Raw genomic sequence first — 12,933 nt, 5'->3', positions numbered from 1 at the left:
TACCAAATACAGGCGCTAAATTGGTTGCGGTGTATTAGTTTATGATTTGTGTTCTGTGTAGGGAGGGCTATCACGTTTTAGACTTCGCTTGTAAACGTGATTAACGTTACCTATCTGCTTAATCCAACGTACCTTAACTACCGAGGGCGCAAGGCTCTGCTGCATTTCCTGCAAAATACTTATACTTAGTTTCCTATAGCATTATCGAAATCACTTTCGCTTAGGCCCGCAGATAGTGCATATTCCTTAAGCTTAATCTGAGATACGCCAGAATTATTCGCAGTATTTAAGATACGCATTATGTGTTCACGCTGTTGTGAAGACTCACGAACCGCAGTTTCTACTACCTTTTCTGCTTTATTAGGAAATACTGCCAACAGGGCATCTACAACATATTCACCAACAAAAGGTACGGCATTAAGCGCGCTCGTCATAATTTCGACAATCTTATTCGGATGTTCTTGCGAAAGTGTTTGTACAATACTATCTGCAGAGTCGGGCTGAGTTAGTACGGCAACGCGCACTATTTCATCAAGTTCTTCAGGTGTAGCCATAGCTGCCGCGTGAACCACAAAATCTACATAGGTAGGTTCAGCCGTAATAGCTAACTTTACGATGTTGGGGCAGCTAGTTACTTCTTTTTCGATAGCAAGTTTTACAATTTCTTCTGTTGAGGAAGGGTGTGCTGATATTGCAGCGAAGATGATCTCTCTGTATTTATCTGGATAGGTATCTAAGGCTATGTCTACCACAAGCACGATGTCTTGTGGATAATGACCAGCAATAGAGCTAATTGCTCTTCCTACAGACATCGTTTGTTCTACTTGGCGCTTTAAAAAAGCGGTTTGAAACTTAGTTGATTCACTGACTTCGTCGGTGGGTACTAATGAAGGTCCTGCAGATTCTTGAGATGCTGTAAGCGGGGAAAGCTCTTGTGACGCTTCTTGTGCGCTTACTGCGTTAACAACACCCGTGCTGAGAAAACTTGCAGATAATAGTGATGCCGACAGAATTGTAAGCGTTTTTGACATAAATCCACCTTTTATAATTATTGCGTAGCTTTATAACGATGCTGATGTACTCACTTTTGTTATAGGTGCACCGTAAATGTTAGACACAAAACTAACGGTATAAAGGTACATGCTATCTAAGTAAATACTATAAAGGTATGTGCGCTACTCAACGTGTTCAAGATTCGTTTTGATGTTCTCGTTTCGCTATTCTCGTTTGGATAACGTTTCGTTTTTGCACCATGCCTTTATTTTTCGCTGTTAGGTAAAAAGCCTTTTATAGCTTTATGTAAAAAGCGAAGTTCTATAACAGATGTAAGGCTGTTATCGACAGCGATCGTTTACCACTTAGTGGTAACTACTATCTAGGATCTGAACCCTCATCCTATTAGTAAATAGTCCATGTTGTCTACTAATTATCACATCTGACTAAAAAGTAGTCGCTTGGTTCACTTTTATCGACTTTTTATTACTTTTTTATGAATAAGAGTTGACGTGAGCGCTCAAATCCCTAAAATGCGCATCCGCTTCGGGGGAAAAGCCAAACAGCTTACCCACTCTGACTAAGAGGAAGCAAGTCTTTACTAACCGTTAAGGCCAGTAAAGACGGGAGTTTCGAAGTTAGCTTTACGAAAATAAGTTTTCAAAAAGTGTTGACAGCAAAAACTTCCAGTGTATAATGCGCACCTCACTCAAACGGAGTGAGTCACCAAAAAGCAACGGCTTACGGTGAGGTTGCAGTAGCAACCACGTTCTTTAACAATGTAGACAAGACAATCTGTGTGGGCACTCGTTAAGAGTGTCTATACGACGATTCATAATTCGATATATTTAATTGAAGAGTTTGATCATGGCTCAGATTGAACGCTGGCGGCAGGCCTAACACATGCAAGTCGAACGGTAACAGGATGTGCTTGCACATCGCTGACGAGTGGCGGACGGGTGAGTAATGCTTGGGAACTTGCCTTTGCGAGGGGGATAACAGTTGGAAACGACTGCTAATACCGCATAATGTGCACTTGTGTACCAAACGGGGCTTAGGCTCCGGCGCAAAGAGAGGCCCAAGTGAGATTAGCTAGTTGGTGGGGTAAAGGCTCACCAAGGCGACGATCTCTAGCTGTTCTGAGAGGAAGATCAGCCACACTGGAACTGAGACACGGTCCAGACTCCTACGGGAGGCAGCAGTGGGGAATATTGCACAATGGGGGAAACCCTGATGCAGCCATGCCGCGTGTGTGAAGAAGGCCTTCGGGTTGTAAAGCACTTTCAGTTGTGAGGAAAAGTGAGTAGTTAATACCTGCTCACCGTGACGTTAACAACAGAAGAAGCACCGGCTAACTCCGTGCCAGCAGCCGCGGTAATACGGAGGGTGCGAGCGTTAATCGGAATTACTGGGCGTAAAGCGCACGCAGGCGGTTTGTTAAGCTAGATGTGAAAGCCCCGAGCTCAACTTGGGATGGTCATTTAGAACTGGCAGACTAGAGTCTTGGAGAGGGGAGTGGAATTCCAGGTGTAGCGGTGAAATGCGTAGATATCTGGAGGAACATCAGTGGCGAAGGCGACTCCCTGGCCAAAGACTGACGCTCATGTGCGAAAGTGTGGGTAGCGAACAGGATTAGATACCCTGGTAGTCCACACCGTAAACGCTGTCTACTAGCTGTGTGTGCCTTTAAGGCGTGCGTAGCGAAGCTAACGCGATAAGTAGACCGCCTGGGGAGTACGGCCGCAAGGTTAAAACTCAAATGAATTGACGGGGGCCCGCACAAGCGGTGGAGCATGTGGTTTAATTCGATGCAACGCGAAGAACCTTACCTACACTTGACATGCAGAGAACTTTCTAGAGATAGATTGGTGCCTTCGGGAACTCTGACACAGGTGCTGCATGGCTGTCGTCAGCTCGTGTCGTGAGATGTTGGGTTAAGTCCCGCAACGAGCGCAACCCTTGTCCTTAGTTGCCAGCATTAGGTTGGGCACTCTAAGGAGACTGCCGGTGACAAACCGGAGGAAGGTGGGGACGACGTCAAGTCATCATGGCCCTTACGTGTAGGGCTACACACGTGCTACAATGGCATTTACAGAGGGAAGCGAGACAGTGATGTGGAGCGGACCCCTTAAAGAATGTCGTAGTCCGGATTGGAGTCTGCAACTCGACTCCATGAAGTCGGAATCGCTAGTAATCGCAAGTCAGAATATTGCGGTGAATACGTTCCCGGGCCTTGTACACACCGCCCGTCACACCATGGGAGTGGGATGCAAAAGAAGTAGTTAGTTTAACCTTCGGGAGAACGATTACCACTTTGTGTTTCATGACTGGGGTGAAGTCGTAACAAGGTAACCCTAGGGGAACCTGGGGTTGGATCACCTCCTTACTATTACGTCGATGACGCCCTTGATGCAGTGCCTACACAGATTGTTTTGTCTAGAAAATTAGAGAACACCAAAAGGTAGTACTCACTCTACACAGAGTGTTGAGCAAGATAGGCTTGTAGCTCAGCTGGTTAGAGCGCACCCCTGATAAGGGTGAGGTCGGCAGTTCAAGTCTGCCCAAGCCTACCAACTTCTTCCGCATTTGCTTTATCACCCGCGAAAGATTTTATATGGGGCTATAGCTCAGCTGGGAGAGCGCCTGATTTGCATTCAGGAGGTCAGCAGTTCGATCCTGCTTAGCTCCACCACTTCTAAGTGCATTTATAAAGTGTATTTAAAAGTGGTTTTTACCACGATATGTTCTTTAACAATTTGGAAAGCTGATATTAATAGTAATCAATCAGAAGAGTAATTGAGAAGTCGAAAGACGCACTTTTTACTCTACTTGACTTGAATTGCTTGTTATCGACAACGCCGCAAGGCGGGTCAACCGACGCGTTCGGTTGACAAAGAAGATAGCAAGGCAATTCTTCCGATTAGCTTGTCATGCATACAACATTACCCGTGTCCGATGTCAAAAGGCGGAGACGAGGCCGATACTCAAGGCTTTTTAGGGTTGTATGGTTAAGTGACTAAGCGTATACGGTGGATGCCTTGGCAGTTAGAGGCGATGAAGGACGTGTAAGTCTGCGAAAAGCTGTGGTGAGCCGACAAAATGCATTTGAGCCACAGATGTCCGAATGGGGAAACCCACCTGTTTACAGGTATCGTTACATGAATACATAGTGTAACGAGGCGAACGAGGGGAACTGAAACATCTAAGTACCCTTAGGAAAAGAAATCAATTGAGATTCCCCTAGTAGCGGCGAGCGAACGGGGAGCAGCCCTTAAGCTGTTTAGTGTGTAGTGGAATCCTTTGGGAAGAGGAGCGATACCGGGTGATAGCCCCGTACACGAAGCGTGCTTTACAGTGAAATCGAGTAGGTCGGGACACGTGTTATCTTGACTGAATATGGGGGGACCATCCTCCAAGGCTAAATACTCCTAACTGACCGATAGTGAACCAGTACCGTGAGGGAAAGGCGAAAAGAACCCCTGTGAGGGGAGTGAAATAGAACCTGAAACCGTATACGTACAAGCAGTGGGAGCCCCTCGGGGTGACTGCGTACCTTTTGTATAATGGGTCAGCGACTTATATTTAGTAGCAAGGTTAAGTGAATAACGGAGCCGTAGCGAAAGCGAGTGTTAACTGCGCGTTGAGTTGCTAGGTATAGACCCGAAACCCGGTGATCTAGCCATGGGCAGGTTGAAGGTTGAGTAACATCAACTGGAGGACCGAACCGACTAACGTTGAAAAGTTAGCGGATGACTTGTGGCTGGGGGTGAAAGGCCAATCAAACCGGGAGATAGCTGGTTCTCCCCGAAATCTATTTAGGTAGAGCCTCGGACGAATTCCATTGGGGGTAGAGCACTGTTAAGGCTAGGGGGTCATCCCGACTTACCAACCCTTTGCAAACTCCGAATACCAATGAGAACTATCCGGGAGACACACGGCGGGTGCTAACGTCCGTCGTGGAGAGGGAAACAACCCAGACCGCCAGCTAAGGTCCCAAAATATTGCTAAGTGGGAAACGATGTGGGAAGGCACAGACAGCTAGGAGGTTGGCTTAGAAGCAGCCACCCTTTAAAGAAAGCGTAATAGCTCACTAGTCGAGTCGGCCTGCGCGGAAGATGTAACGGGGCTAAGCAATATACCGAAGCTGCGGCAGAGGACATCACTTAACTTCATTTATGATGAAAGCTAACAGCAACGTCGCGAAGCGGCCTGCTGGTAAAGCGTTTATCACAGTGGAGTGGGGTTAAGGATGTCCTCTGGGTAGGGGAGCGTTGTGTAAGTGGATGAAGGTGAGTTGTAAAGCTTGCTGGACATATCACAAGTGCGAATGCTGACATGAGTAACGATAATGGGAGTGAAAAACTCCCACGCCGGAAGACCAAGGTTTCCTGTCCCATGCTAATCAGGGCAGGGTAAGTCGGCCCCTAAGGCGAGGCAGAAATGCGTAGTCGATGGGAAACGGATTAATATTTCCGTACTTATATAATCAGTGATGGAGGGACGGAGAAGGCTAGGCAAGCTTGGCGTTGGTTGTCCAAGTGAAAGCGAGTAGGCCGAGAATTTAGGTAAATCCGGATTCTTAAAGCTGAGACGCGAGACGAGCTCCCAAGGGAGTGAAGTTGTTGATGCCCTGCTTCCAGGAAAAGCTTCTAAACGTATGATTATATGAACCGTACCCCAAACCGACACAGGTGGTCAGGTAGAGAATACTAAGGCGCTTGAGAGAACTCGGGTGAAGGAACTCGGCAAAATTGTACCGTAACTTCGGGAGAAGGTACGCCCTTATCTGTGATAGGACTTGCTCCTTGAGCGGACGAGGGCCGCAGTGACCAGGTGGCTGGGACTGTTTATTAAAAACACAGCACTCTGCAAACTCGTAAGAGGACGTATAGGGTGTGACACCTGCCCGGTGCCGGAAGGTTAATTGATGGGGTTAGCGTAAGCGAAGCTCTTGATCGAAGCCCCGGTAAACGGCGGCCGTAACTATAACGGTCCTAAGGTAGCGAAATTCCTTGTCGGGTAAGTTCCGACCTGCACGAATGGTGTAACCATGGCCACGCTGTCTCCACCCGAGACTCAGTGAAATTGAAATCGCAGTGAAGATGCTGTGTACCCGCACCTAGACGGAAAGACCCCGTGAACCTTTACTACAGCTTGGCACTGAACATTGAACCTACATGTGTAGGATAGGTGGGAGGCTATGAATCACGTACGCTAGTATGTGTGGAGCCGTCCTTGAAATACCACCCTTGTATGTTTGATGTTCTAACATTGGTCCCTTATCGGGATTGTGGACAGTGTCTGGTGGGTAGTTTGACTGGGGCGGTCTCCTCCCAAATAGTAACGGAGGAGCACGAAGGTTAGCTAATCACGGTCGGACATCGTGAGGTTAGTGCAATGGCATAAGCTAGCTTAACTGCGAGACAGACACGTCGAGCAGGTACGAAAGTAGGTCATAGTGATCCGGTGGTTCTGTATGGAAGGGCCATCGCTCAACGGATAAAAGGTACTCCGGGGATAACAGGCTGATACCGCCCAAGAGTTCATATCGACGGCGGTGTTTGGCACCTCGATGTCGGCTCATCACATCCTGGGGCTGAAGTCGGTCCCAAGGGTATGGCTGTTCGCCATTTAAAGTGGTACGCGAGCTGGGTTTAGAACGTCGTGAGACAGTTCGGTCCCTATCTGGTGTGGGCGTTGGATGATTGATGGGAGCTGCTCCTAGTACGAGAGGACCGGAGTGGACGAACCGCTGGTGTTCGGGTTGTCATGCCAATGGCATTGCCCGGTAGCTACGTTCGGAACGGATAACCGCTGAAAGCATCTAAGCGGGAAGCCGGCCCAAAGATGAGTCATCCCTGACCTTAAAGGTCTGGAAGGGTTGTTATAGACGATGACGTTGATAGGCAGGGTGTGGAAGCGTTGTAAGGCGTTAAGCTAACCTGTACTAATTGCCCGAGAGGCTTAACCATACAACACCCAAGAAGCTTTAGGCTGGTGTGTTGTAAAGCGACAAGCTTATAAAGAATAAAGCAAGTAGAGTGAGAAGTGATTACTCCTTGATTGATTGAATATCAGATTTCCGATTTGTTAAACCAGTTTATTCCTGGCAGCCATAGCGGTACGGCACCACCTGACTCCATTTCGAACTCAGAAGTGAAACGTATTAGCGCCGATGGTAGTGTGGGGTCTCCCCATGTGAGAGTAGGACACTGCCAGGTCCCATTAAGAAAAACCCGCCTACCGGCGGGTTTTTTGCTTTCTGCCCCAAAAAATAATGGGGGTCAGATCCGCATTAACCCTTCAACAACATTCAGAAAAAATGGGTGGCAGAACCACATTAATTTCCTAGGTATACCAATCTATCCAAATCAAGAACCCATGAAAGAGGGTAAAGTTCACATTATGTTGCTATCTGCGTACAAGCGGCGTGGTATTCCACTCGTACGACTAATTTCGTATAGTTTTTTTCTGAATTATCTTCTACTTTGATTATATAGTTTATTTTAATAGTGATCGGGTATGTCAATTGTTGTATCAGCGTTTGTGTCGGCGGTAACTGTTGTTCTGAGTTTTTTGATAACAAATTCAATTTATATTTCCGCAATTATTGCGCTGGCAGTGACCTTGGCAATCAGTTTTGTATTTTCTAACAATCACACAAAAGCCAAACAAACAAATAACACGCTCTCAACCAATGCCGGATACACCAATACAAGCGCTCCAAATGGAAATGATATTAGTGCTGCGTCGAGTAAAATTGCTATAGGGGGAGCGTCAGTGTCGTTTTTCCTTGATAAACTGTCTCTAGCCTTTAGAGATCAGGTAAATAGTATTGGAGAAATGAGTGGACGGCTTCAGAATTTAGAGTCTGGTAGCGCGTCACTTAAAGAGCTTACCATTCAGGCCAGTGATGCTGTTTCGCTGTCTGATGAGAAAACCCAGCGCGGAAGTAGAAGACTTGAAAAAGCATTAGAACATCAACATTTGCTTCGTGAACAGATTACGATCTCTTCTAACACCCTTGTCGAGCTTAAAAGTAAAGCAGAGGGTATCAGCAATATTACTAACACGATTAATCAATTAGCCGACCAAACTAACATGCTTGCACTCAATGCTGCTATTGAAGCAGCCCGTGCCGGCGATCAAGGTCGAGGTTTTGCCGTAGTTGCCGATGAAGTCCGTGAATTGGCGAAGAAAACAACAGAGGCAACGTCGAGCATACAGCACGTTTTACAAGACGTGAACTACAGTAGTAAACAGGCCGTTGAGATCATGAGTAAGGTATCAGAGTCTGGTGAAAGTATGAGTGCATTGCTAGTTGAAAGTGAAACGCTAATTTCAGAATCAAGTTTGCTTTCTTCAGAAGCGAGATCAGCAATGTTGGCAATGCAAGAAAATGTTTCTGAACTTGCTGAAGATAGCGGCGGCATTGGCGTGTCTATTGATACATTGCAGACTGCAACAAGTAGTTTGGAACAAGACTTATCTGAGGTTTCTGGGCAAGCTTTCGCTTTGAGTACTCAAGCAGAGGACATTTTTCGTTTATTAGAATCTTTCAATATTGATGATGAAAATAGCCGCGTTCGCGACATTGCAATTAACACTGCGAAAAAAATAGGGAAGCGATTTGAGAAAGCTATAGTCGATGGTGCTATTAGTGAGAGGGAACTTTTTAATTTTACGTATACCCCTGTGCCTAACTCCAACCCAGAAAAACACACCACATCGTTTGATAAATTCACCGATAAGGTGCTACCCGAGATCCAAGAACCTATATTAGAAAATAATGACTTTATTATCTATGCAGGTGCAGTTGATATAAATGGCTATTTCCCAACGCATAACACTAAGTTTAGTCAGCCGCTCACTGGCGACTACAACGTAGACTTAGCCAACAGTAGAACGAAGCGGATATTTAACGATAAAACGGGCAGTCGTTGTGGTAGTAATACTGCCTCTTTCCTACTGCAAACTTATAAACGAGACACTGGTGAGATAATGCACGATTTATCCGCGCCAATTTTTGTTAACGGTAAACACTGGGGAGGTTTTAGAATAGGCTATAAGGCAAAGTAACGATTTTATCAGTCACCACATATAAGTCGCTTTTTATGGATTACTGCAAACGCAAAGTGCTTCTTCCTGTCAATTTTTATCGCAATTTTGCTTAACTATACACTCAGTGACAATCGTTTGTGACTGTATTTGGTAAACAAACTGACATAAGTTTAGCTAGCCCACTCTACTTTTTACCGCTTTGATGTATTGTTTCTTCACTGGTGTTCTTCGAGCGAGGGAGAATTTGGTTCTGACCCTGATTATTTTTTTGAACGAAAATTGTATGCCTCCGTAAAGGAATGTATGAAAACGTCAAAATGCTTTTTATCGATGATTGCAGCTGTTACTGCATTATCGCCAACTGTTTCAACTATGGGCCTTCAGGTTAACATATCGGGTCAAGGCAGTTGTCCAATGTTCTTTGATGAAATGCGCTGGCAACATCGCATTCTTTTAGTGCATACAGATTCAGAGCAAGAATCAAAAGAATTAACAGAAGATTTAGATAACCGCTCTACTGAGATTTCAGCTAGAACGTTATTAGTTATTGAGGCAAACACCCGTTCTGCTCATATTTTAAATCGTTCGCTACTATGTAACCCTTCGCCGCATGAAGTAAATCGTCGTCTTAACACAAATAAAGCCGTACTTATTGGGTTAGATGGCTATACAAAAGAACGATATGACGTTGTAGATCTCGTGCGTGTATTTTCAGATATTGATGCGATGCCAATGAGACAAAGCGAGCGCCGTTGATGAACGGACGTACCACTTAAATCTCTATTATCCACTCACATAATTTGCATATGCTACGCATTCCACTCGCTAAACACGTTGCAGCGTCACGCGAAGGCAGCGCCTAAATGAAGCAACTAGGGGAAAAAAGGTAATGTTTACTGACCATACAGCGATAGTGTTATTACACTCAAGCACGCTTTTTTAAAACCTTGTACTTTTCTTTGTTTCCTGCTTACCCTACCATTATGTGATTATTCTAAGTTCGTAGAAATTATGCCTTCATTGCAACAATACAGCACATTTGGTTTGAATACGTCGTGCACTTCAATTCATTCGTTTTCAGATATCGACTCCTTTTTTCGTCTCTATAAAGATACCGATGTGTGTTACCTACTTGGCGGTGGCAGCAACTCAATATTTACTGAAACCTTTGAAGGCACAGTACTCGTCAATGAGATAAAGGGAGTCAGTCATTTTGACGACGAAAATTCTCATTTTTTACGAGTAGGTGCAGGCGAAAGTTGGCACGAACTTGTCAAATTATGTATGCAAAATGAATGGTTCGGGTTTGAGAACTTAGCATTGATCCCTGGTTCAGTGGGCGCCAGTCCAATTCAGAATATTGGGGCCTACGGCGTAGAGGTGAATACATTAATAGATACGGTAGAGGCCGTCGTACTCAGTACGGGTGAAAAAATTCTGTTAAAGAATGAAGATTGTCAGTTTGATTATCGCGACAGCATATTCAAGCACGGACTAGCTGATAAAGTGCTCATTACCCATGTTAATTTTGTCCTACCAAAAGTCTATGATTTAAATACTGCATACGGAGAGCTTGCTGCGTTAAGAGATCCGACGCCACAGGACATTTACAACAAAGTTATCGACGTGCGTAAGGCTAAGCTGCCAGACCCTAAAGTTCTTGGGAACGCCGGTAGTTTCTTTAAAAACCCCATAGTGTCGATGGATAGTTATCACATTCTTGCCGAGCAATACGAGAATGTGCCGCATTTTATTGTGAAAACAAATACCGATATAGCTAGTGTAAAAGTCCCAGCGGCTTGGCTCATCGACCAAGTTGGCTTTAAAGGCAAGACATTAAATGGCATCAGATGTCATCCCACACAACCTTTGGTGCTTACAAACCTTGGCGATGCAAAGGGTAGCGATGTACTATCTATGGCAAAAGACATCATAGCCAGCGTTTACGATAGGTTTAACATCAAACTTGAACCTGAAGTACGCCTTTTAGGAAGCAAAGGACTTATCTCGCTATGAGACAGGCATCTAAAGTAATTAGAAAACATATATTAGCACTGCTGTCCGACGGCTGCTTTCACTCTGGTGAAACTATAGCGCAAGAGGTTGGACTTTCGCGTACTGCAGTCGCTGGGCATATATCACAGCTATCCGACTGGGGATTAGACGTGTTTAAGGTAAAAGGTAAGGGTTACCGTTTAGAAAGAGGCTTTCCCATGTTAAGTGCAGATAGCATTAAGAAATACTTGGGTAACACCAAACGAGCCATGATTGATGTTGAATCGGTACTTCCATCTACAAATACAGAAATGAAGAAGCGCATTGCTAATAATCGGGAAGAATTAGCCGATGGAGATGCTATTTTTGCTGAGATACAAACTGCAGGACGTGGAAGGCATGGAAGAACTTGGCTAGCGCCTGTGGGCGGTAGTTTAACATTTTCTATGTATTGGTCGTTCCCAGATGGATACCAGAGCATGGCAGGTCTTTCTTTATTGGTAGGACTTGCAGTATGCGACGCTCTGAAGGAGTTTGGTGTTAATGATGCTGAATTAAAGTGGCCAAATGATATATACCTTCAGGGCAAGAAGCTTGCTGGCGTATTGATTGAGGTAGAAGGGCAAATTGGAGCGACAGCGCATTGTGTTATCGGCATTGGACTAAACGTATGTGTGCCGGATAATCAATATGACGTTGGGCAGCCCCATAGCGATCTCGCTTCATTTTTGGGGATGGTGCCCGATAGGAATGAACTCGCGGCCCAGATTATTAAATCTCTATGGTCGTATTTACCAAAATTTACTCAACAAGGTTTCGGACCCTTTGTTCCCCATTGGGAAGCGCTAGATCTCTACGGAGATAAAAGAATTGTACTGCAAATGGGAGAGAAACGATTTTCTGGTATTGATAGGGGAGTCGACGCCAGCGGTGCATTACTAGTGGAAACCCATGACGGTATTACACGTTTTCACGGTGGCGAGGTAAGTCTTCGTGGTAACTGATACTTTGTTATCTAGGCCAAATTCTATATTAAGCGAACAAAATGTATTGTTAGTAGATATTGGCAACACACGAATAAAATATTCTGTGCTGTGTAATGATAAAAAAGAGCCTAAATCGGCTAATTCGCTGGATGAGCTTTTCCATTTTATCGATTCATACGAAAAAATTTCGCATATTTACTTGGCTTCAGTAAGAAATAATGACGTTTCAGAAGAAATAAAGGTCCTCTGTCGGTCTCGCAAAATTAATTTCACCGAAAAACACACAGAAAAAGAAGCATTCGGGATCAAAAATAGTTACGAAAAAGTACAAAAAATGGGCGTTGATCGTTGGCTTGCTATGGTCTGTGCGGCAGAAAATACAAAAAAAGCATTTTTTGTAATGGATGTCGGTACGGCAATTACTGTTGATTTTGTGGTGGCTGGTCAACATTTAGGCGGTTGGATCGTGCCTGGCTTCAACGTGATGCGCGACGCTTTGGTGGCATCAACGAAAAAAGTGTTCGTAAATGATGAAATTCCAACCAGCTTTGGGGTGGGAACAGACACAGAGGATTGTGTTGCAACAGGATGTCACGCGGCGGTATATGGTGTTTATTTAAGCGCCATTGATTACATATCAAGCAAACAAACCGATTTCGACGTTATTTTAGGTGGCGGAGACAAAAAAGTGTTTGCATTCTTAGAATCCGCTGTTAACATTCGTCCCGCTCATTTGGTGGTGCAAGGTCTTGCCCGATATGCCAGAAAAGAACTCAGTGATTTTCTAGCGTAACCTTCTGATAGATTGAGAAATCGGTCAGAAAAGAAAAATGAAAATTTTTCAAAAAGACACTTGCACTGAGTGATTCATTACTCTAGAATGCGCACCCACTTGATG

At 44.9% G+C, this 12,933-nt stretch carries 6 protein-coding genes, 2 tRNA genes and 3 rRNA genes; 10 read left to right on the top strand and 1 reads right to left on the bottom strand.

The genetic code is table 11. From position 1 onward, the window contains the following. Nucleotides 1-185 precede the first annotated feature (185 nt). Nucleotides 186-1,031 (bottom strand): hypothetical protein, encoded by an 846-nt coding sequence (locus ACOJR9_RS16395; protein WP_420933972.1) that lies wholly within the window; start codon nucleotides 1,029-1,031, stop codon nucleotides 186-188. 811 nt (nucleotides 1,032-1,842) lie between these two features. Here ACOJR9_RS16395 and ACOJR9_RS16390 point away from each other — a divergent pair. From ACOJR9_RS16390 to ACOJR9_RS16345, 10 genes are all read left to right on the top strand, one after another. Then, nucleotides 1,843-3,379: ribosomal RNA gene (locus ACOJR9_RS16390) — 16S ribosomal RNA — on the top strand. Nucleotides 3,380-3,489: 110 nt separating this feature from the next. Beyond that, nucleotides 3,490-3,566 (top strand) — tRNA-Ile (locus ACOJR9_RS16385). 43 nt (nucleotides 3,567-3,609) lie between these two features. Beyond that, nucleotides 3,610-3,685: transfer RNA gene (locus ACOJR9_RS16380), tRNA-Ala, on the top strand. A 314-nt stretch (nucleotides 3,686-3,999) separates the two neighbouring features. Beyond that, a 23S ribosomal RNA gene (locus ACOJR9_RS16375) occupies nucleotides 4,000-6,965 on the top strand. A gap of 133 nt (nucleotides 6,966-7,098) precedes the next feature. Continuing rightward, nucleotides 7,099-7,214 (top strand): 5S ribosomal RNA (gene rrf, locus ACOJR9_RS16370). Together the 16S, 23S and 5S rRNA genes with 2 tRNA genes alongside form the textbook arrangement of a ribosomal RNA operon. 301 nt (nucleotides 7,215-7,515) lie before the next feature. After that, a complete protein-coding gene (locus ACOJR9_RS16365; protein WP_420933971.1) occupies nucleotides 7,516-9,072 on the top strand; it encodes a methyl-accepting chemotaxis protein in 1,557 nt (518 codons plus the stop codon). 285 nt (nucleotides 9,073-9,357) lie between these two features. Continuing rightward, complete coding sequence (locus ACOJR9_RS16360; RefSeq protein ID WP_420933970.1) at nucleotides 9,358-9,810, top strand: DUF4174 domain-containing protein; 453 nt, start codon at nucleotides 9,358-9,360, stop codon at nucleotides 9,808-9,810. A gap of 255 nt (nucleotides 9,811-10,065) precedes the next feature. Beyond that, complete coding sequence (gene murB / locus ACOJR9_RS16355; protein WP_420933969.1) at nucleotides 10,066-11,070, top strand: UDP-N-acetylmuramate dehydrogenase; 1,005 nt, start codon at nucleotides 10,066-10,068, stop codon at nucleotides 11,068-11,070. Next, entirely contained in the window at nucleotides 11,067-12,053 is a 987-nt protein-coding gene (birA, locus tag ACOJR9_RS16350) for a bifunctional biotin--[acetyl-CoA-carboxylase] ligase/biotin operon repressor BirA (RefSeq protein WP_420933968.1), read from the top strand. Before murB ends, birA begins: the two co-directional genes overlap by 4 nt. After that, nucleotides 12,043-12,828 carry a type III pantothenate kinase gene (locus ACOJR9_RS16345; RefSeq protein ID WP_420933967.1) on the top strand — a complete coding sequence of 262 codons (786 nt, stop codon included), beginning with the start codon at nucleotides 12,043-12,045 and terminating at the stop codon, nucleotides 12,826-12,828. The genes birA and ACOJR9_RS16345 overlap by 11 nt, the downstream gene beginning before the upstream one ends. Nucleotides 12,829-12,933 lie beyond the last annotated feature (105 nt).

Origin of the sequence: Alteromonas ulvae, assembly GCF_048987005.1 — a bacterium.
Lineage (GTDB): Bacteria > Pseudomonadota > Gammaproteobacteria > Enterobacterales > Alteromonadaceae > Alteromonas.
This window is presented reverse-complemented; position numbering and strand designations above follow the sequence as displayed.